This window comes from Janthinobacterium sp. P210005 (genome assembly GCF_036231865.1).
GTDB lineage: Bacteria > Pseudomonadota > Gammaproteobacteria > Burkholderiales > Burkholderiaceae_D > Janthinobacterium > Janthinobacterium kumbetense.
In genome coordinates, this window is the sequence record NZ_JAZARC010000004.1 from 351,422 (window position 1) to 373,124 (window position 21,703).

General features: G+C 61.2%; 16 protein-coding genes. 4 read left to right on the forward strand and 12 right to left on the reverse strand.

Features of this window, described 5'->3' with window-relative positions; all coding sequences use genetic code 11:
- Positions 1–7 precede the first annotated feature (7 nt).
- The 10 genes from VPH40_RS18265 to VPH40_RS18310 form a co-directional block, all read right to left on the reverse strand.
- Positions 8–2,302: a T6SS effector phospholipase Tle3 domain-containing protein gene (locus VPH40_RS18265; protein WP_328574131.1), complete on the reverse strand. Its 2,295-nt coding sequence runs from the start codon at positions 2,300–2,302 to the stop codon at positions 8–10.
- Positions 2,303–2,320: 18 nt separating this feature from the next.
- Positions 2,321–5,116: a type VI secretion system Vgr family protein gene (locus tag VPH40_RS18270; RefSeq protein ID WP_328574132.1), complete on the reverse strand. Its 2,796-nt coding sequence runs from the start codon at positions 5,114–5,116 to the stop codon at positions 2,321–2,323.
- A 242-nt stretch (positions 5,117–5,358) separates the two neighbouring features.
- Positions 5,359–6,222, reverse strand: a complete 864-nt coding sequence (locus VPH40_RS18275) for a hypothetical protein (RefSeq protein WP_289918164.1) — start codon at positions 6,220–6,222, stop codon at positions 5,359–5,361.
- 72 nt (positions 6,223–6,294) lie between these two features.
- Entirely contained in the window at positions 6,295–7,290 is a 996-nt protein-coding gene (locus VPH40_RS18280) for an extracellular catalytic domain type 1 short-chain-length polyhydroxyalkanoate depolymerase (RefSeq protein WP_328574133.1), read from the reverse strand.
- Positions 7,291–7,414: 124 nt separating this feature from the next.
- The gene (locus VPH40_RS18285; protein ID WP_328574134.1) at positions 7,415–9,619 is read right to left on the reverse strand and encodes a TonB-dependent receptor; all 2,205 of its coding nucleotides are present in this window, start codon (positions 9,617–9,619) and stop codon (positions 7,415–7,417) included.
- Positions 9,620–9,767: 148 nt separating this feature from the next.
- Positions 9,768–10,574, reverse strand: a complete 807-nt coding sequence (locus tag VPH40_RS18290) for an alpha/beta fold hydrolase (protein WP_099665259.1) — start codon at positions 10,572–10,574, stop codon at positions 9,768–9,770.
- Positions 10,575–10,690: 116 nt separating this feature from the next.
- Positions 10,691–11,329, reverse strand: a complete 639-nt coding sequence (locus VPH40_RS18295) for a TetR/AcrR family transcriptional regulator (protein WP_218965280.1) — start codon at positions 11,327–11,329, stop codon at positions 10,691–10,693.
- A 107-nt stretch (positions 11,330–11,436) separates the two neighbouring features.
- Entirely contained in the window at positions 11,437–12,393 is a 957-nt protein-coding gene (locus VPH40_RS18300) for a bifunctional helix-turn-helix transcriptional regulator/GNAT family N-acetyltransferase (protein ID WP_328574135.1), read from the reverse strand.
- Between the two features lie 74 nt (positions 12,394–12,467).
- Positions 12,468–12,896: a hypothetical protein gene (locus tag VPH40_RS18305; RefSeq protein ID WP_328574136.1), complete on the reverse strand. Its 429-nt coding sequence runs from the start codon at positions 12,894–12,896 to the stop codon at positions 12,468–12,470.
- A gap of 80 nt (positions 12,897–12,976) precedes the next feature.
- Complete coding sequence (locus VPH40_RS18310; protein ID WP_328574137.1) at positions 12,977–14,932, reverse strand: PKD domain-containing protein; 1,956 nt, start codon at positions 14,930–14,932, stop codon at positions 12,977–12,979.
- 331 nt (positions 14,933–15,263) lie between these two features.
- On the opposite strand from VPH40_RS18310, the gene VPH40_RS18315 reads away from it, so the two are divergent.
- Both VPH40_RS18315 and VPH40_RS18320 read left to right on the forward strand, forming a co-directional pair.
- On the forward strand, positions 15,264–16,454 hold the full coding sequence (locus tag VPH40_RS18315) for a hypothetical protein (protein WP_328574138.1): 1,191 nt from the start codon (positions 15,264–15,266) through the stop codon (positions 16,452–16,454).
- A gap of 40 nt (positions 16,455–16,494) precedes the next feature.
- On the forward strand, positions 16,495–17,013 hold the full coding sequence (locus VPH40_RS18320) for a hypothetical protein (protein WP_328574139.1): 519 nt from the start codon (positions 16,495–16,497) through the stop codon (positions 17,011–17,013).
- Positions 17,014–17,016: 3 nt separating this feature from the next.
- Here the strand turns inward: VPH40_RS18320 and VPH40_RS18325 are convergent, their stop codons facing one another.
- Positions 17,017–17,733: an SDR family NAD(P)-dependent oxidoreductase gene (locus VPH40_RS18325; RefSeq protein WP_328574140.1), complete on the reverse strand. Its 717-nt coding sequence runs from the start codon at positions 17,731–17,733 to the stop codon at positions 17,017–17,019.
- A 153-nt stretch (positions 17,734–17,886) separates the two neighbouring features.
- Here VPH40_RS18325 and VPH40_RS18330 point away from each other — a divergent pair, with 153 nt between their 5' ends.
- Entirely contained in the window at positions 17,887–19,179 is a 1,293-nt protein-coding gene (locus VPH40_RS18330; RefSeq protein ID WP_328574141.1) for an MFS transporter, read from the forward strand.
- Between the two features lie 60 nt (positions 19,180–19,239).
- On the opposite strand, the gene VPH40_RS18335 is transcribed toward VPH40_RS18330, so the two are convergent.
- Positions 19,240–19,653, reverse strand: a complete 414-nt coding sequence (locus VPH40_RS18335) for an SMI1/KNR4 family protein (RefSeq protein WP_328574142.1) — start codon at positions 19,651–19,653, stop codon at positions 19,240–19,242.
- Between the two features lie 385 nt (positions 19,654–20,038).
- Here VPH40_RS18335 and VPH40_RS18340 point away from each other — a divergent pair, with 385 nt between their 5' ends.
- Positions 20,039–21,619: an isocitrate lyase gene (locus tag VPH40_RS18340; RefSeq protein WP_034784508.1), complete on the forward strand. Its 1,581-nt coding sequence runs from the start codon at positions 20,039–20,041 to the stop codon at positions 21,617–21,619.
- Positions 21,620–21,703 lie beyond the last annotated feature (84 nt).

Below are 21,703 nucleotides of genomic sequence, written 5' to 3' on the forward strand. Positions count from 1 at the left end.
CAAGTTGCTACCGACGGGGCTTCGACAATTCTTTTATTTTGCTTTTTTCACTCACTATTTTTATGTTTTTTGTTTGTGACACTACAATTTTCCACAACGGCCCTGATAGCAAGGGCAATCCTACAGGCAAGATCCCAGTGTTGTAATAGTCAATGCTGCCATTGATCGCAGCACTTCTCCATCCAGGTTCTACGGATAAATAGGGAGCAAACTCCAATATGAATTTATCTTTTATCCGTATTCCCTTACGCCCTTTTTCGTTGCTCTTCAGGTTCTTCACCCGCCAATCCGCCACCGCACACAGATACGCATAAAACTGCGGATCCGACGACGCCTTGCCACTGCCAATGGCCACGTCATACGCCGTCACTTGGCGATGATTCTTCGCGCTACCGATAATGGAACTGTGGAAAGATTTGGCACTGACCTCGCGCTGCCAGCGCAAGCGCGCCTCGTTCGGACTTTCCTGAATTTTCGCCACGACGTTGCTGTCAGGGTAGCGTAGCGCGGACACGATTTCACGTTGATCAAGCTTGTCTTTCACGTGCAGTCCCTGTTCTTTGTTGTAGCTTGCCGTCATCAATGCCAACTCTCGTGGATTAAGGTGTTCTAGCCGCTCGGGAAACTTTTGATAGCCTCCCGGATCAGGACGATATTCGCTACGTAACTGCATGCCAGTCCCGCTCGTCAGTGCGACCGTAGCATCGCAAGGATCAACCTCCTCCGCGGGTCCCTGATCGGCAACAGGACGGTTTCTCATCATGGACGTTGCCGGGATACTCGCAGGATCGATTTGCGACATGCCGCGTAAATCGGCGGCCACCGGCTGCTTCAATGCTTCGCCCGTAATGGTGCGTATGCCATTGCGCTGCTCCATCTTTCCCAACCGGGCATTGACAGGCCAGGCCACCGCCTGATGTTGTGCACGGTGTTTTCGCAGCGAAACCTCCACGTGCGACTGCTCCGTTTCCGTCGGCAGGCGCAACGGAAAATCAAAAGGCGGCGGCTTGCCCACCAATGAAACCGTGGTCTTGCCAGTGGCCGGATCCAGCCTGGTCTTCTCGCTGAATACGCGCTGATAAAATCTGCCCCCCAGTTCCGCCAGCGCGCCGCGTACCTGCTTGTGTTCCACCATCTTGGTATGTCCGGAAGAAATACTGTACCCATCAAGACTGGATGTCTCCTCTTCTTCCATCAATTCACTTCCCGACGCATAATCGGGCACGCCATCCCATCCTATGCCCTGGATGTTATCCAGCGCCACGGTCATATCTTCAGGGCAAAAATACAGATAGACTTTGCGGCGATTGTCGCGGTCGTCGGCACTCTGCCAGCGGCTGCCGACCATGCCACGATGTTCGTCCTTTTTCAGGTCGGAAAACGGCGGCTTGCATGCCTGGCCGTTGCCCTTCGCCACGCCGGTAACTATATTCACCAAGGTCTTCAGGCGCGCGCCCAAGGTCTGCGCACCACTGAGCAAATGGTAGTAGGGCTTCATTGCCGCATCCTCGCCGCCATCGAACCAGGCGGCACCTCGCATCAACAGAGGCAGGCTGTCCACCAGGCTGTACGGCGGATGCGTGAGTATCAGATTATCGGCCGGCGCCAGCCCCTTTTCCATCAGCATGGCTTGCGCCAGCAGCGACAGCAGGCAACCCTGGCTGTGAGCAACGATGCTGACAGTGTCTTCCGCGTCATAATCGCGGATCATGGAAATGAGTGCGGCCAGGCGCTGCGCCGCCAGCACCATGTACATACGCCCGGGCGCCGTCCTCAGTGGCCGCAAAGCATCGCCCATGGGATCCGCAGGTGCATACATGCCCGGGCGCCACATGTCGGGCAAGCTGCTGGTGGCGTTGCCGAACGGCCCGCCTTCCTTGGATAAATCCTTGTCCAGGCGGTTACCGTAGCGATCAACAAACTGTCCATTGACGACATCAATTTTGTCCTTCACTTCACGGTAGCCCCAGTAAAATGGAATCACGGGACTGTTGGTGTCCTTGGCAATCGTGCGCTTGAAAAAGATGGCGTCGGGATCGTCTTCCAGCCTGTCCTTGTCCGCCGCCACAGGCATGCGGTAAGACGCGGCCGTAAAGCCGCGACCCAGCCTTTGCGTCAGGCCTTCGCACAAGCCATCTTCCACCGCCTTGTAGCTGACGCCCACATCGTTGACGCCATGAATGACGATGATATTGCCCGGCAGATTGCGGCGTATCTTGACCTTCTTGCACACGCTGCGTTCGCAATGCAGGATCGCCACATCGTCGCCCACGACATACGGCACTGTCGGATAACTGCCCATCGCACTCTCCTGGCGTCATCAATCCTTGTTGTTGAACACTTCGATGGCGGCCAGATGCATCGCCGTGCGCTCCAGCACGTCCGTCTTGCCGCTCCCATCGCTGCGGCCATTCGTCGCTGAACCATCGCCCAGCTTCACTGCAAAGTGCGCCTGCGGCGCCAGCTGCGGTTCTTGCGGCACGCCATCGACGGGACTGTCGTCGCCCTCGTATTGAAAAATGAATTGCTGGTCGGTCTTGCCCTCGGCAAAGTTTGGCAATTGCACCGCCATGCTCTGCGGATCATTGAAAACGAAGTTGGGTGCATTGAAATTCAGCGGCGACTTGCTGCCGAAGGTGATGCCATCGGCGATGCGGATAAAGGCGCCGTGCTTGGAGATCAACACGATTTCATCGGCCATGCCAGTCAGCTTGCCGTCGCTGGCCGTCAGTTTCAGGTTTTTCCCCGCATTCAGTTCCATGTCGTCATGCTGGCTTTGCAGCAGGAACTTGCCATGGTGCGCGATGGCGCGGATGCCGTCCGCATGGGAAAACAGCGATATGCCCTTGCCCGCATTCACGCTATAGCGCTGGCCCGCGACCGCTTGCAGATGCTGCTGCGCCACCGTATCGACATTGCTGGCGGCGTAGCTGACGATGGCCTTCGAACTGGCAAAGCTGATGCCGGCGGGCGCCGTGACGACAATCGCCGCCGCAGCGCCCAGTTCGGCACGGGGCTCCGTATTGCTGCCGCCTTCCCAACTTTTTAAACTTTGCTGCAATGCCTGCTGCGCCTGGTCTTCCTGTTCCAGTGCCTGATGCGCCACCGCATAGCTGCCCAGCGAGCGAAACAATTCCAGGCAGTTTTCCATCAGGCCCAGATATTCGCTGCGCGCCATATGGCTGCCATCGCCATTCAGGCGCTTCCAGGCCGAAATCAGCATGCCCTTGCCCGCCCGCATAGCCATTTGCTCGTCGGTACGCAACTCGGCACCCTCGCCGCGCGCCGTGCCCTGGCCGTTGCGCCTTTCCTGCGTCAGCCAGCCCAGGTTGAGCTGAGTGGAACCATGATCGCTGGCAAGCTGGGCATTGATTTGCCCATGGACATCATCAAAACGCAGCTGGTTGCCACGCGTGCCCTTGATTTCGCGGCTCTTGATGCCGGACAAGTAACGGTTACCGGGCAAGTCGCCTGCCTTGCTCAGGGCGATCGGCTGCGCGTTGTGGTTGTATAGCTGGCCGACGATGATAGGCCGGTCCGGATCGCCGCCGAGAAAGGCCAGCAGGACTTCGCTGCCCACGCGGGGCAAGCCCAGGTAGCCGCATTGCTGCATGCTGCCAGGTCCGTTCCCCGCCCAGTTCGACGCGACGCGTATCCAGGCCGAATCGGCATCCGTGTCGGAGGCGCCCGTGCCGCCCGCATGCTCGTGGTCCAGCTTGCGCGTGGCGGGAAAGCGAACCTTGACCCGGCCCATCGCGTCGCAATGGACTTCCTCATTCGCCGGTCCCACCACCACGGCGCTATGCATGGTGACTGGCGGCAGGTCGATGCGCGTGTCATAGGATGGGACGATGGGCACGCCGCGCCGCACGGCAGTCAGTGCAATATGCATGCGCAAGGGGCCATCATCCACCACCGCCGCCAGTTCGCGCTGCGACAGCGCTATGTCATCGGCCAGCCAGCGGTTGCGCGCAAACAGGCGTGCTACCCTGGCGGCAAGCTCTCGGGGTAAGTTATTTTGCGCTGCCACCTGCAGCGATGTAACGACAAAATCACGCTCGGCCGCCGGCAAGGCGTCAATGTCCGGGTGCTCGGCCAGGCTGAAGTATTCGCCCGGGCACAGGTCGCGCACACTGCCTTCGGCGTGAAAGCAATGGCTCTCGTAATCGTGCTGCTGCATGGCCAGCATGCCCAGCTGGCACAAGGCCTCATGATCGATGCCCGCGCGCGGCGGCAGCACGCGGTAATCATCAAGCGTGGCGGCAACGGCATTGCCATGCATGCCCTGCTGTCCACGCCCCAAGGCATCGGCAGTCATGAACGGCCGCGCGCGCGGGTGTTCTTCATTCCAGCTATGGCGCGTCACCTTGCCCGCCTGCAGCTTGCGCACTTCGCTCCACGACGTCAGGGTGTCGCGCTGTTCCGTCGCGCGGTCCGCGTGATAGCGCACGGTATCCGCCATGTTTTTCCGCAAGCCATCGGCATGGTTGAATAGCACCAGGGTATGCGCCGGCTCGGCATGCGTATCCGTATTGCCCACCGCACGAAAAAACCAGGCGACGCCGCTACGCTTGAGCAAGCGGCGCACGAAGGCTGCATCGGATTCATTGTGCTGCATGACAAATTCACGCTGCGGATACATTTGCGCCTCGAAGAAATCCGCAAATGCATACTGGAAGGCGTGCGCCAGCACGGTATTGCTGCGTATCCACTCGTCGAGCAGGGTCTTGACGATCTCGATATCCGTCAGGCGCCGGAAGACGCGCGTATTGCAGCGCTTCTCCATGATGGCGAAGGCATCCGTCAGCACCAGCTGGTAGCTGGCCAGCCCACCGTCGCTGTCGCCGGCGCTCGCTTGCGTGACGAGGCCGCAGATACTGCGCAGCCGGCCCTGATCCGTCACGAGATCGATGGCGGCGGGCAAGGCAATCAAACTACTGAGCGGCAAGTCGGCATGCGTCGAAACACACAGCACACGGTACTCGATACCGCCACAGATCGCCTCGCTGCCGGCGATACGCTGTGGTATCAGCACGCCGGCGGGCACCTTGGGCGAGACACCCAGGCGCAGGCGCAAGGGACGCTGGGCACCAGATATCGACTCGTCACCGTCCATGGAGTTCTCCTCATTCGCACTTGCATTTAGAGCCTATCCCAGTAGATGAATACATCTCCCGCTGGCGCGCCTCAGAAGCGGGGACTGCGTTGATCGTCGTTGCGTGGCTCGCCACGCGTCCTCCTCACGCCTTGTCCGCGCTCCTGATGTGCTGCCAGCAGAAGACGCTCCCTACTGGGATATGCTCTTAATCAAGCTGGAGAACCGACAATGCCATGAGATGGCAAGGAAATACTTGATATTTAGTAAGAATCCGCCAAGGTTCCCACTACTTCCGTCAAGCTTTGCCGCTTGGCCGCCAGCGCCGCATCCGCCAGGCTCCACTGCTCCAGCCGCAACGCATACGCGGGCGTCATCATCCAGCCGAACACTTCCGCCTTGTCTTCCTCGGGGCCGTAGGCCGCGTACAGGCTGACGAGACCCGGCTGCGGGTGGCCCAGGTTCTGGAAACCCTTGCCATAGGCCGTGGCGCCGCCCTGGCCGTAGGCTGTGCCGGGCGGGTTCAGGGCCAGCCAGGCGGGGTCGCGGTAATAGAAATCGTTGAACAGCCGGTATTCGATGAAGTGGTAGTACTCATGGTGCACGCGCAGCTCCATGCCGGATGGACACATCGCGGCCAGCAGGTTGTCGGCGTAGACGACGCTGTCGATTTCCGGCGCCGGCATGGCCAGGCGGCGCTGGCCATCCACGCTCAAATCCTTGACCAGGACGACGTGGCGCAAGCCCGTGCGCGCGAAGACGCCGGCCGGGTAGCGCTCCATGGCCGGCAAGACGATGCTGAGCAGCAATTGCAGCCCAGCGCGGTCTTGCTCCGACTCCGTAAAGGCGTGCGCCGCGCTGCCGGGCATGGACAAGGTCCAGGCGGGCGCCAGTTGCAAGGCCGCCAGGCGCGCCGTGGCGATCGCCTGCAGCTGCGCCACGCTGGCGTCCCTGGGCGCGACGGGCGCGTAGCGCGCGTTCCAGTCGCATTCGCTGCGCATGCTGTCTTGCTGGGCAGCACGCTCGAACGCTTGCGCGTCGGCGGCCGATGGCGCGAGCGGGCCGCCACTGGCGCAAGCGGAGAGCAAGGCGACGGCAAGGCAGGACAGCAAACGGCAAGCGGGCATGGGATTTTTCACAGGCATAAAGTGGGGCGCAATCGCGGCGCCCCATTCTACAAGCTTCAGTTCCCTACGCCATCAGCGCTGGTAATTCTTGAAGAAATTCCAGCTGATCACGGTGGCGTCCGGGCCCAGCTCGTCGCTGAACGGCCAGCCGGGAGGGCCGCCGCTCCACGCGTGGTTCATGCCCTCGACCGTGTACTTTTGCGCGATGACGGCGCCGTTGTGCAGGTAGGTGTCGATGGAATAGCTGCGGCCATACGGCACGGTCTGGCGCACGATGCTGTCGGCACGGTAGCGCACGCTGTCATTGTCGAGGCCATCGTCGCCGTAATCGCTCGTTTGCAGGAATTGCTCGATGGTTTGCTCGCCATTGACCGGATTGACGACGATGTCGGACGTGCCGTGGAACACCATCGTCGGCATCAATCGGCGCGGCGACCCCGAGCAGCGCCAGGCATCCTTGCCGCGCACTTTCGGGTCGAAGGAGCTGCCGTTGAACAGGGAATCGGCGGCCGTGATCATGCCCGTGGCGCCCTTGTACATGCCGCCCGAATGCACCATCACGGCAGCGAACACGTCGGAATAACAGGCGGCCATGATGGACGCCATGGCGCCGCCGGCCGAGATGCCCGTCACATACACGCGGCTGTCCTGCACCGCATACTTGCTCTTGACCTTGTTCAAGATGCCCATCAGCACGGCCGGTTCGCCCGTGCCCCGCTCCTGGTTCAGCGGCAACATGAAATTCCAGCAGCGCATCGGGTTGGCCGTGACGTTCTGGCGCGGATAGACGACGATGAAGTTTTCGCTGTCGGCCAGCTGGTTGTAGCGGCTGACGGCGGCCATGCTGTTGGGCTCGGAGCCGCAGCCGTGCAGCATCAACACGACGGGCAGCGGCGTGTTCGGATTGTAGTTGCTCGGTAGCCAGACCTGATACTCGCGCGAGCCCCACAGGCTCGCGTACAGGCCGAAGTCCCACTGGCCGGCTGCGGCCGGCTGCGCGGCCAGCAAGCCGCAGGCGGCGATGAGTGCAGCTAATAAGTGACGCAGTTGCTGATTCAGATGTGCCATGCCAGTCTCCTGATTATTATTAAGGACGAAAACAGCGACAACAAACCGGCTTGATGCATATCAAGCCGGCACTTACGACCAGCGAGGCCGGACCCGGCGGGTCCAGCCCCGATAGTTGAGAACCTTAAAATTTGTAGCCTGCCTTGGCGATGATCTGGCGCGGCGGGCCATAGAAACCGTCGAGGATGAACAGCGCAGGAATGTTGTAGCCATCCGTGCGGTAGCGTTTATTGCCCAGGTTGCTGCCATGCAGGCTGAAGGTCCAGTTCTTCGGCGCTTCCCAGACGACGCCAGCCGTCCAGATGCTGTAGCCGCCCTGCGCCAGGGTTTCGCTCAAGTCCGTGGTCGGATACACCTTGCTGCGGTAGCCGTAGCCGACCATGCTGCGCAAGGCGCCGCCAAACACGTCGCGGTCCGTGCGCGTCAGGTTCAGGCCCACTTGCCGGCGCGGCGTATTGCTGAACTTTTGCGTATCCGCAATGTTCTTGCCGCCGCTCATGAACTCGTCATAGCTGGCGTTCAGCAGCGCGAGGAAACCGTTGACTTCCCACTGGCGGTTCGGCCGCCATGAAAATTCGAACTCCGCGCCTTTGACTGTCGCCTTGCCCGCATTCGTGAAGTCGCCATAGAAACCGGGCAAGCCGCCCGGCTGCACGTAGCTGGTGAAGACGGACAACTGGATATCCTTGTAGCGGTTGTAGAACAGGGCGACGTTGGCGTCGAAGGTATCGTCCGGCGCCGCGTACTTCATGCCCACTTCCAGCGCATCGAGTTTTTCATCCTTGTACGGGCGCGCGGAATCGGGTACCACCAGGTTGTTGGCGCGCACGTTGTAGCCGCCCGACTTGAAGCCGCGCGACAGGTTACTGTAGAAATTCGTCGTCTTCGACGCTTCATAGCGCACGGACAGTTTCGGCGAGGTATTGCTGACCGACAAAGACTTGTCGAAATCGGCCGCCGTCTGGATCGGCCGCGTAAAGCCCACGTCGGCAAAAGCACGGTTGAGCACGATGGCGCGCTTTTCCTCGCGCGTGTGGCGCAAGCCCGCATTGATGCTCCACGCCTTGCCCACGGGCCAGGTCCAGTCCGTGTACAGCGCCGTGCTGTCCGTCTCCACCGTGCTGACGGCGGCCTGGAACTGGCGTCCCAGGAAATTGTTGTAGATGCCGCCGCCGGCCGTGCCTTCGAAACGGTACAGGCCGATCACGCCGGCGCCATAGTCGCCGCTGTAGGACGCCTGCAATTCCAGGCTTTTCTGCTCGTCACGCGAATCGCCGAACACGTCGGCGATGGGCTGCGGCAAGCCGTCGAAGTCGATGGTTTGCTCGGACGTGCTGCGCCGCTTGGCGCCGATCACTTTCACGGACCAGTCGTTCGACAACGTGTAGTTGGCCACCAGCGAGCCGCCCCGGTTGTGCGTGAAGTTGTTGCCCGGCATGCCGCTCTGGATGTCATACGCATCCGTGCTGGGCGGACGCTTGAGCGGATCGAAAGCGCTCACGCCCATGCGCTGGAAGCCGCGCACGCCCGATTTGTCGTCCGTGGCGTCCAGGCTCAGCACGACGGTCAAGGGGATGTCTTGCGGGAAATAGCCGACGGACAGGCGCGCGGCCGTGCTGTCCTGGTCGCTGACCTGTTCGCCGTTAAACGTGTTGCGGCCGAAACCGTCGCGGTCCAGCTTGGCAGCCGCCAGGCGCGCGCGCCACGTGCCGTTCTCATTGGCCACGTTGAAGGCGGCCTTGAAGTTGCGCTGGTTGTAGTTGCCGATGCCCACTTCCGCCGAAGCGCCGTTTTCCTTCGCCAGCGGACGCGAAATGTATTTGATGGCGCCGCCGATGGTGTTCTTGCCGTACAGGGTGCCTTGCGGACCGCGCAGCACTTCGATGCGCTGCACGTCGAACACGTCGAGCAGCGCGCCTTGCGGACGGGCCATGTAGACGTCGTCGAAATAAATGCCCACGCCCGGATCCACGCCCCAGACGGGGTCGGCCTGGCCGACGCCGCGGATAAACGCCGTCAGGGTGGTGTTCGTGCCGCGCGATGCGTACACGGTCAGGTTCGGCACGCGCTCCTGCAAATCGGCCAGGTTCTGGATATTCGCCCGTTCCAGGGCCTTGGCGGAAAACGCCGTGACGGCGAGCGGCACGTCCTGCAGGCGCTCTTCGCGGCGGCGGGCAGAGACCGTCACGGTTTCCATGCGTTCTTTCGCATCGCTGGCTTCCTGGGCGCTGACGGCAGTTGCCGGGTTGGCTTCCTGCGCCTGGGCCTGGGTGGCAAACGCGCCGGCAACGGCGAGGGCGGCGGGCATCAATTTCAAAGCAAGTTTCATAGCGTCTCCAATGTCAGGCTTGCTTACCGCCAGGGAAAACGGCCGGATTCCAGAATCGCAAGACGTAACGGTACCCGCGCGCAAAAAGCGTGCACCTGCCCTGCGATGACTGTGTTCCGGCCCCCGGCCCGTGCGGCGAGTGGCCTGTTTATTTTGAATTTATGGTAAGGAAGGACTGCAACAAGGTATTCACACGCTGCGCCTGGTCCAGGGGCGTGGCATGGCGCGAGTTCGCGATGATCTCGATCTCGCACTGCTGAAACTGTGCGGCAAAGGCCCGCTTGCTGGCGACGGGCGTGTAATCCTGGTCCGCCGCCATGATCAGGACGGGCATGGCCAGGGCCTGGAAATGGATGTCGATATCCCAGTGGAAAATGGCGTCCAGCGCGGCCAGGTAGGCGCGCTTGTCCATGCCCGCCATCTGCGTGGCAAAGCGCTCGACGAGGGCTTGCTGTTCAGGGTCGGGAAACAGTTTCTTGCCGATGATCTTGCCCATGGCTTTCAAGCCGAAGGTGGCGATCACCGTGCGGCGCAGCCAGTAGGCAAACAGCAGCGCGGCCGGTTTGCTGCCCTGGAACGGCTGGGAATTGATCAGGCACAAACTGGCGACCCTGCCGGGGGCGCGGTTGGCCATTTCCAGGCCCACCATGCCGCCCAGCGAAAAGCCGACGATGTGCGCGCGCGCCACGTCAAGCTGGTCCATCAGATTGAAGAGGTCGTTGGCGAAGTCGCCGATCTGCCAGTCGCCGTTGGGCGCGGGACTGGCGCCATGGCCGCGCAGGTCGGGCACGATCAGGCGATGGCTGCTGCCGAGGGCGTCGATTTGCGGACGCCAGTCTTCGGCGCAGGAACCGAGGCCGTGCAACAAAAACACGGGATCGCCCTGCCCTGCCTGTGTGCCGGGACCGAGGTCGAGATAATGCAATGGAACATCGGATGTCGTGTGACGCCGCATTCTGTCTCCTTGCTGTTGAACATGCTTTGTGTTCAGGTGCAGGAATATATTTTCCTGCTGTTGGAAAACATAATACGGAATCCGAATTCCGATTTCAAGTTAAATCGGTAAATATCTCAAGTCAGGTAATTTAAAGCAACACGTACCAGCTCGTCTTCCAGCGCGGCCGCCGACAGGAAGGACAGCGAACCCGACAACACGTGCTGGTTCAGGATGCCCAGCAGCACGGGCGGCACCACCATCATCGCCTGCGTGGGATTCGGATGGCGGATGCTGGCCGACTTGCTGGCCAGCACGGCGACCGTGCGCTGCGAGATCAGATGGTTGATCTGGTGCACCTTGTCGCGGAACTGCGCATCCTGCGAGCAGCGCGTGATCAGGGCGCGCAGCACGCCGCGCCGGCCCATGTTGACGGCCACGAACATGGCCACCATGGCGCGGATGAAGTCTTCCAGGCTGCGCCCTTCCCACTGGCGCAGCTCCGTCAGGGTTTCGACCTTTTCCACCATGTCGGAAAAAAAGCGCTGCAGCAGCAAGCGGCTCAAGGTGTCCTTGTCGCCCAACAAACGGTAAAACGTGCCCACCGAGGTTTCCGCCAGTTTTGCCAGGTCGGCCACGCCGATTTCATCGAAACGGTTTTCCGCCAGCAACTGTTCCCCTACCAGCAGCAAGCGCTCGAAGGCCAGCTTGCTGCGCGCCTGGGTGGGCTCGGGTGGAACGATCAACTGCGGGAAGGGCATCGGGAAGGAAGGCATGCGGCGTCGGCGTCTCGGAATAGTGGAACCTAAGTTCCGTTATGGATGCGCGTATTGTAACGCGGGAGACGGCCGATGGGGAGCGCCGCGTGGCGCCCTCGCGTGCGCTAGCGGCCCTGCCACTCCATGTAGACGTCGGCGCGCTGGTAATGGGCCTCGCCGGCCGGCCGCGCCACGTGCGTAAAACCGCTGCTTTCATACAGGCGGATGGCGGGCGCCAGCTTGCTGTTCGATTCCAGGAACAGCAATTGCGCGCCGCTGGCCTCGAAGGCGTCGAAGGCCCGTTCGATCAGGCGGCGCGCGATGCCCAGGCCCTGGCACTCGGGGGTGACAGCCATCTTCGACAGCTCGATGCTGGCGTCGCCGGCGCGGATCAGGGCGCAGGTGCCGACGATCTTGCCGTCCAAACGCGCGAGAAAAATCTGTCCGCCGTCGTCCAGGATCGAGCGTTGCGGATCGGACAGCACCTTGTCGTCCAGCGCCTCGACATAGAAATACCGCTCCAGCCAGGCGATGTTCAGCCGCTTGAAGTCTGCCGCGTATTGCGCGGCGTAATCGATGATTTCCACGGCCGCCCGCTCGCGCAGGCGCCGGCAGGCGGCGATCGTTTCGCCGAAACCTTGCGCCTGCAGGCGCGCTTCGGCCCGGTCCAGGCTGGCCATCAGCTGCGGCGTACCGTGCTCGAAGACGCTATCGACGGCCGCGCGCACATCGTCCCACAGGGGCGCCATGTTGCGCAGCAACGCTTGCCCGGCGTCGGACAGCGCCAGCAAGCGCCGCCGCTCATCCTTGGCGTCCGGCATCTCCGCCACCACGCCGGCATCGAGCAGCTTGCGCCCCAGTTGCACCACCACCGGGTGCGTCTGCCCGATCTGCGCGGCCAGGGCCGTGATCGCCGTCGGGCCGTTGTCGCGCAGCAGCAATAACAAGGGGAAACAACGCGACGTCAGCTCGACGCCGGCGGCCAGATAGCAGGTATCGACGCCCGCATACAGTTGATCGGAAAGACGGCGCAGGCGGCTGGCCAGCATCAGGGAGCCGTAGGTTTGCAAGTTGGAAGACATGTTGGGCGGGATATATGTAAGCAGTTACGTATACCCTAACGCAAACGGGCTTTCCAGGTCAAGGGCAGGCTTGCCTAGTCCTCATCTTCCGCCAGCGCCTCCTGCAGCCTGGCTTGAAACACGGTCTCGACCAGCTCTTCCAGTCCCGGCCACACCTGCGTCAGCCAGCGCTTGCCCTCTGCGCTCACCGCCACATACGGCGCGTCGCGCGTGGCGCAGGCCAGGCCGATGGCGATGACTTGCCCCGCATCGTCCAGGCCGCCCGCGATCATGGCGTCGATGGGCAAGACGATCAGCTCGGCGGTCAGATGCGGACGCAGCAGGCAGGCGGGCGCGATGATGGCGAACGATGCTTCCACGTAACTCCAGCAGTTGGTGGGCCAGTGGGCGGCTTTGACGGCGCCGAGGAAGGCCGCGTCGCCGATGGCATCCGGATGGGCTTGCACCTGCGCATAAAAGCCGGCCAGGGCGACGAGTTGGGGCGGGGAAGTCCAGGTGGGCATGGGGCAAGTGGGCAAGTGGGGCTGGCGAACGCGGAACCGAAGCCCGGCGTTCGCCATATTACATCACTGAGTTACATCACTTAGTTTGACGTGAAGTCGGCGTTATAAACGAAAGACTGGCCCGTTTCCGCCACAAAGAACTTGTAGCTCAGTTTAGCCGTTGCGCCATTCGTCTTGGGCGACACCAGCGAGAAGGTGGCGCTGCTGCCGGCAGGAATGACCTGGCCCGACACCAGACCGACGATGGCCGGAACGACCTTGCCGGTACTGTCGACGGCCGTCACATTGGTAATCATGAAGCTCGTCCCGGCGGCGGCCACCTTGAAGGTATCGACCGTAAAGTTGGCCGCGCACGATCCCGAGCACGACCTCTGTACCGTCGCATTGGCGAGGTAAGGCAAGCCGGCCTTCGTCTCGACCGGACCGGCCCCATTGTCCTGCACCTGGTATAAATTGAGCAGATTCGGCGTCGCCGTTACCGTGACATTATCTTCGCCACTATTCACCGAGCCATCGTTGACGATTAATGTCGCGACATAATCACCGGCCATATCTGCGACAAATGTCGGCTGCGCGGCAGTCAATGACGACAGCACGGCCGCACTGCCAGCAGGCTTGCTCTTCAACTGCCAGCGGTATGTCAACACATCGCGGTCCGCATCCGTACTGCCAAGTCCCGTCAAACGCACGGTCGTTCCTGGAGCGACAACCTGATCTATGCCCGCATTGGCCATCGGCTCCGCATTGGTCGAGCTTGCAGTGGCAATAATGGTGGCGGTTGATGGTGCACTGTCGACCGTACCGTCATTGACGACAAGGCTGACGACATAGGTTCCCGGCACATTCGCCCAAAATCTGCTGACTGCCTGGCTGCGGTACAATTCGCCGGGAAACGGTTGCAGCATGCTATTTGGCGGCACGGAGATGAACGTCCATTTATAACTGAGATTGTCGCCGTCCGCATCCGAACTGCCCCTGCCATCGAGGGTCACACCATACGCACCTGCCAGCACACGCTGATCCACCCCGGCATTCGCCACCGGAGCGGCATTCGTGGACGTCGCCGTAATCGTGACGCTCATTGAATCGCTCGATGTCGTTGCGTCCCACACACGCAACGTGGCGACATACGTGCCAGCCTTGTCGGCGATAAAAGAGGGTTTCACCAGCGTTGCGGACGACAACGTGGCAGTACTCCCCGCAGGACGGTAAGTCAGGGTCCAGTAATACGTCAGGGCATCGCCATTCGCATCGGAACTTGCGCTGCCATCAAGAATAACGGTGTTCCCCTTAAGCACGTTCTGCGCCACGCCCGCATTGGCCAATGGCCGGGCATTGCCGACAACCGCCGTCGTCGTCACGAAAGCCGGCGCACTATCGACCTTGCCATCGTTGACAACCAGGCTCAGTTCATAGGCACCTGGCAAATCCACGCCGACATACGGACGCACGGAGTTTGCATCCACGATCCGTACAGTACTGCCGGCAGGCTTCGATACCAGGCTCCATTTATAGATGAGGATATCGCCATTCGCATCGCTGCTTGCGCTACCATCCAACATGATACCCATACCCGCGACAATGGTCATTGACTGCCCCGCGTTAGCGACAGGCGGGGCATTGGCTACCGACGCGGCAACCGTCACCGACGACAGCTCGCTGCTGATCTTGCCATCATTGACCATCAGCGTGGCCACGTACACGCCCTCCACATCAGCGGTAAAAGTCGGTTTCACGGCAGATAAGGAATCCAGGACAGCGGCGCTGGATGCAGGTTTGGAGCTGATCACCCATTTGTAGGTCAAGGCATCGCCATTCGCATCGGAGCTGGTGCTCGCGTCCAAGGTCACGACGCTGCCGACCACCACGCTTTGGGCGGGCCCGGCCTGCGCGACGGGCGCCGTATTCGCCACCGGAATGGAAGGGGTAACGGGTGGCACGACTGCGCCGCCATTGTCCGCCGCGTCATTACTGCCGCCGCCACAGGCCGACAAGGCAGCAAAAGCCAGCGCACAAAATAAAATTCTACTATTCACGTGATATTCCGATCAGGTTAATGATATTTCACTCGACCCGAATTATTCACGATAAGTAAAAAATATGATAGGCAACCGCTGAATTGAACGGCATAAAAATATATTAATTCCAGCGCCGCCTTCTTATTATCCATTTCAAGCAGAGAAAAATATCGCACCACAACCATCTAATAAAATTCATTTGTAACGATGAGTCACCACAGGAAGCCGAATTGATAAACACGAAAACAAGGACGATGCATTTTGATCGAAAAGAAATCTGCCACCATCAATAAAATCACGGGCGGCACAGGTCATAATGGCAGCTCGTCGCGATCATTTCATTCATTCCATGCCATCCTCATTCGAACACTGGAAAGCCGAACTTTTAATTTTGGGCAACATCATCCAGGACGACGACACCGCCACGCCGCCCGATGAAGCCCAGCAGCGCTTCCAGCGCTACTGCGCCATGCTCGATGCGCTGACGGGCAAGGAAGGCGCGCAATACGCACTGGCCATCTTTCAATCCGTGCAAGCCGAACACGATTACGGCGCCTATCAGATAGCCAACCGCGCCGCCTGGCGCTACGGCGAGACGGCGTATTGCATGGCACTGCTGCACGAACTGCCGCGCCTGATCGCCACCTTGCCCGACTGGGCGGGCGAATTTCTCGTCGGTATCGCCAATGGCGCCGGCACGCCCCACGCCTCGGCCATCAACTGCTTCAACTCCCTGCTGGCCGGCGCGCCGCCCGCGCCTCAAGCGCTGATCGCGGCCTTTATTGCCGAGGAAGAAGACGATGGCTGGTTCGAGCATTGCCCTGGCGTGCTGGGCGCCATTGCCGGCGAGCGCTACGCGGGCATCCTGCCTGGCCACGCTGGCGCCCCCGGCTACCAGCTGTTCCTGCTGCCCGGCGAAGCCGGCGCCCTGCCCTGGCAAGCCGCGCTCGACTGGGCCGCGGCGCGCGGCGCCTGCCTGCCCACGCGCAGCGAACTGGCCTTGCTGCACGCCAACTTGCGCGACGCCTTCCCGGATGCCTGGTACTGGTCGTCGGAAGCGGACGCCATCCTGCCCCGCCTGGCCTGGAGCCACGATTTCGATAACGGCACCCAATACAACTTTCGCAAGACCTACAGCGGCCGCGCCTGCGCCGTGCGCCGGGTCGAATTGGCGCCAGCGGCCGCCGCACCCGTCCCCTTGCGGCAGGGCGAGCGCTATGCCGGCCTGATTCTCGGCAAGGATGGCGTGCCCGACTACCATCTGCTATTGCAGCCGGACAAGCTCGAGCCGGAGTACGACTCGTGGCAAGCCACGTCAGACTGGGCCGCCAGCCTCGGCCACAGCTTGCCGGATCGACGCGAGCAGACCTTGCTGTATGCGACATTGAAAGAGGCATTCCGGCCAAACTGGCACTGGTCGAGCGAGCCGGGCGACATCGAAGACGAAGCCTGGTGCAAGGACTTTGACACGGGCGTCGCCTATCAGACTTTGCGCGAGTTCGACGGCTACGCGCTCTGCGTGCGCCGGGTGCTTGTATAGTGCGCGTTTGCTCAGCCGAGCTGTCCCATCAAGGAAAACCATGCTGTTATCACTCGACGATCCCCTCTGGCCCACCCTGGAAGGCGGCTACCGCGTACCTTACGACGTGGCCGAGGCGCTCAAGGCCATGCAGGCGGGCGAAGACGTCTGGCATGAGCTGTGGGAAGAGCTGCACCACCAGGGCGACGTGGGCGTCGCCTCGTATGCGGCCGTGCCCCAGCTCGTCGCCATGCTGGGCGGCGCGCAAGCGCGCGAGGAAGATTTCTATGCGCTCATCGCCCTGATTGAAATCGAGCGCCACCGCCTGCACAATCCGCCTCTGCCGGACTGGCTGGCCGACAGCTACCGCGATGCCTGGGCGCAATTGCCTACTATCGCCGCGCGCGACCTGCAGGGCCAGCTCGACCCCGTCATGCTGGAATCCGTGTTCGCCGTGCTGGCCCTGGCCAAGGGCAAGCTGCGGCTGGGCGCCGCCCTGATGCACATGGATAGCTCGGAAGTGGACGAGTGGCTGGAAGAGCGTCTCGGCTGGTCCGAGGTCTACGGCAAGGATGCCTGAGAGTCAGAAACGCTCGTCGCGCAGCGCGGGCATCACCAGTTCGCGCACGAACGAGGCGTTCGACAGGTTCAGCAGCATGCGCACGACGGCAACGACGTCATGCACGGGTATCAGCTCGCCTTCGCCGCGCGCGCTAGCGTCCGCCAGCGGCACGGACAAGCCATCGTAGGTATTCAGGTAGCCCAGCTGCAGCGCCGTCACGGCCAGCCCCTGTTCGCGGAAACCTTCGCGCAAGGCGTCGGCGATGCCGTTCAGCGCGAATTTCGACGCGCTGAACGTCACTTCCGGGCGGCCGCTCTGGCGCAGGCCGGACGTCGACCCCGTGAGTATCAGCTGCGGCTTGTTGCTGGTCAGCAAGCGTGGCACCAGGCGCTTGAGCAGCAAGATCGTCGCCGTGATATTCGTATTGACCATGTCGACGATGGCGTCGTCCGCATCGCCGAGGAAAGTGTAGTCGTCGCTGAAGGCCTTTTCTTCCCACACGCCCAGGTTGTAGATCACCGCGTCCAGCGCGGCCGGCGCTGCACGCGCGATGCGTTCGACGGCCTCGGCGGGTTCGGCCAGGTTCGCCGCGATCCATTGCAGTTGCGTGCCCTGGCCAGCGGGCAAGTCGGCAGGTTGCTGGCGCGATACGCCGATGACGGCATGCCCGTCAGCGAGCAAACCGTCCACCAGCGCGCGTCCCAGGCCCCGGCTGGCGCCCACGATCATGATGTGCATACTGTGTCCTTTGCAATGAAGTCAACGCCGATGATAGCGGCGTTGTATTAAGCACAGCTGAGGCGGCTCCCCCCCTCCCCCCGCATTTACTCACGCGGCGGAAATGCGTATGCTAGGTCTGGCAATCTCCCATAACACACAAGAACGAGACACATGCCTACCTCCGACACCGCCGCAAGCCGTCCCCTCACCCAGCAAGACTACAAGACCCTATCGCTGGCCGCCCTGGGCGGCGCGCTGGAATTCTACGACTTCATCATCTTCGTCTTCTTTGCCAACGCCATCGGCCAGTTGTTCTTCCCGCCGGAAATGCCGGAATGGCTGCGCCTGCTGCAAACCTTCGGCATCTTCGCCGCCGGCTACGTCGTGCGTCCGCTGGGCGGCATCGTCATGGCCCACTTCGGCGACTTGCTCGGCCGCAAGCGCATGTTCACCCTGTCCATCCTGATGATGGCCGTGCCGACCTTGCTGATCGGCCTGCTGCCCACGTATGCCACCATCGGCCTGGCCGCCCCGCTGCTGCTGCTGTTGATGCGCATCTTCCAGGGCGCGGCTGTGGGCGGCGAAGTGCCGGGCGCCTGGGTGTTCGTGTCCGAACACGTGCCCAGCCGTTTCACGGGCTTTGCCTGCGGCGTGCTGACGGCCGGCCTGACTGTCGGTATTTTGTTGGGTTCGCTCGTGGCGACGGGCTTGAACACCGTCTACACGCCGGCGGAAATCACCGATGGCGCCTGGCGCTATCCGTTCTTGCTGGGTGGTATCTTCGGCTTCGGCGCCATGTATCTGCGCCGTTGGCTGCATGAAACCCCCGTGTTTGCGGAAATGCAGCAGCGCAAGGCGCTGGCGACGGAAATGCCCTTGAAATCCGTGCTGCGCAGCCACCGCGGCGCCGTCGTCGTCTCGATGCTGCTGACGTGGATGTTGTCGGCCGGCATCGTCGTCGTCATCCTGATGACGCCTGCCCTGCTGCAAAAGATCCACCACATCGCGCCGCGCACCACGCTGGTGGCCAATACCGTGGCCACCCTGTGCCTGGCCTTCGGCTGCATCATCGCCGGCATGCTGGCCGACCGCCTGGGCGGCAAGCGCGTGATCTTCGTCGGTTCCGTGCTGCTGGCCATTTCCACGTACCTCTTCTACACCACCGTCGGCACCCGCCCCGACCTGCTGCTGCCCCTGTACGCCATGACGGGCCTGTTCGTCGGCGTCGTCGGCGCCGTGCCCTACGTGCTGGTGCAAGCGTTTCCGGCCCAGGTGCGCTTCTCGGGACTGTCGTTTTCCTACAACTTGTCGTACGCCATTTTCGGCGGCCTGACGCCCGTGGTCGTGACCCTGATGCTGAAGAACAACGTGCTGGGCCCCGCCTATTACGTGATCGGCGTGTGCGTGGTCGGCATGCTGACGGCCCTGTTCATCAAGGACCAGCGGCAGACGGTGGGACGCTAGCTAGCCTCGGGCAGCGCACGGGCTTGCCTCGTGCGCTGCAGCAGTTGCCCCGGTAAGCGATCAAGAAAATAGCGATAGAAAGTCTTCAAAGGAGTTTGAAATCTTCCGCCAGTAATCATCGTCCCACAAGATGACGGATGGTGCGCCCCGGGCACCCCTGAAATCGAGACAGAATGGACTCCCGTCACCGGCCATGCCGAAACAAATGATTTCTGTAAAATCAACGATATCCGGCATGGCTCCCGGGCCAGCACTGCCGCTTCCAGGCTCCCCATAGCAGCCATCGCCGACGAAATACGCCCCCAGCTGCGCTGTCCGGGCAGTCAATTCGACGGCATCCGTATAGGTGTGCGCCAATTCCGTCTGCAGGACGCGACCGAAAGAATCGAGCTCCTCCTTCAGCCTCACATTGCAGAATCCTGCCGCATCCCGATATCTTGCTGTAAAAGCAATATACTCGACGGGTAAATCCATACCGTTAATCTGCATCGCTGACGTTACCTTTCACAAGCGGAGCATGATATTAAAACAAATGTACCGCTACGCCACCTTCGGGTGGCTCCTTTCGCCCCGATTTGTCGCGCTGCACCAAAATCTGAAAAGGCGTTTCACATCGCGGGATTTCAAACGGCAGACTCATCCATTAATGCTCTCACTTTTTGAAAATTCATTTCACATCCTGAAAAATTATAATTAAGTCGTTGAAAAAGAACGATTAAATTTAAGTTATATGTCTTATATAAGACTTGAAGATCAGCGCGAATCGGCCTACTATTTAGTCATGCAGTTTGCTTCGACAAGACGTTGTGGCGCACTCGGCGATTTTCTCAAACATAGCTTTTCTTTTTAGGAGATTCACATGTCCCAATATCAAGACGACATCAAGGCTGTTGCTGGTTTGAAAGACCAACAAGGTAGCGCCTGGAACGCCATCAATCCCGAGTCCGCCGCCCGCATGCGCGCCCAGAACAAGTTCAAGACTGGCCTGGACATCGCCAAGTACACGGCGAAGATCATGCGCAACGACATGGCCGCCTACGATGCGGACCCATCCAAGTACACCCAGTCGCTCGGTTGCTGGCATGGTTTCATCGGTCAACAGAAGATGATCTCGATCAAGAAACACTTCAACAGCACCGACCGCCGCTACCTCTACCTGTCCGGCTGGATGGTCGCCGCCCTGCGCTCCGAGTTCGGCCCGCTGCCGGACCAGTCGATGCATGAAAAAACCGCCGTCTCCGCCCTGATCAAGGAACTGTACACCTTCCTGCGCCAGGCCGATGCACGCGAACTGGGCGGCCTGTTCCGCCAATTGGACGCGGCCCAGGGCGATGCCAAGCAAGCCATCCAGGCCAAGATCGACGGCCACGTGACCCACGTCGTGCCCATCATCGCCGACATCGACGCCGGTTTCGGCAATGCGGAAGCGACTTACCTGCTGGCGAAGCAGTTCATCGAAGCGGGCGCCTGCTGCATCCAGATCGAAAACCAGGTATCCGACGAGAAACAATGCGGCCACCAGGACGGTAAAGTCACGGTGCCGCACGAAGATTTCCTGGCCAAGATCCGCGCCATCCGCTACGCCTTCCTGGAACTGGGCGTGGACGACGGCATCATCGTCGCCCGCACGGACTCGCTGGGCGCCGGCCTGACCAAGCAGATCGCCGTCACCAATGAACCAGGCGACCTGGGCGACCAATACAATTCCTTCCTCGACTGCGAAGAAGTGTCGGCCGACGCGCTGGGCAATGGCGACGTCATCATCAAGCGCGAAGGCAAGCTGCTGCGTCCGAAACGCCTGCCGAGCAACCTGTTCCAGTTCCGCGCCGGTTCCGGCGAAGAGCGTTGCGTGCTCGACTGCATCACCTCCTTGCAAAACGGCGCCGACCTGCTGTGGATCGAAACGGAAAAACCGCATATCGCGCAAATCGGCGGCATGGTCAGCGAAATCCGCAAGGTCATCCCAAACGCCAAGCTGGTGTACAACAACAGCCCATCGTTCAACTGGACCCTGAACTTCCGCCAGCAAATCTTCGACGGCATGAAAGCGGCAGGCAAGGACGTGTCCGCCTACGACCGCGCCCAGCTGATGAGCGTGGAATACGACCAGACGGAACTGGCGATCGCCGCCGACGAGAAGATCCGCACCTTCCAGGCCGACTCGGCCCGCGAAGCCGGCATCTTCCACCACCTGATCACCCTGCCGACCTACCACACGGCAGCCTTGTCGACGGACAACCTGGCCAAGGAATACTTCGGCGACCAGGGCATGCTGGGCTACGTGGCCGGCGTGCAGCGCAAGGAAATCCGCCAGGGCATCGCCTGCGTGAAACATCAAAACATGTCCGGCTCGGACATCGGCGACGACCACAAGGATTACTTCAGCGGCGAAGCGGCGCTGAAGGCGGCTGGTAAAGACAACACGATGAATCAGTTCTGAGTTGTTGGTTTGGCTGTAGAGTGAGAAAGCCCGCTTTGGCGGGCTTTTTTGCGTGTGCGCTACGGACAGGCGGCAGGTTTGTAG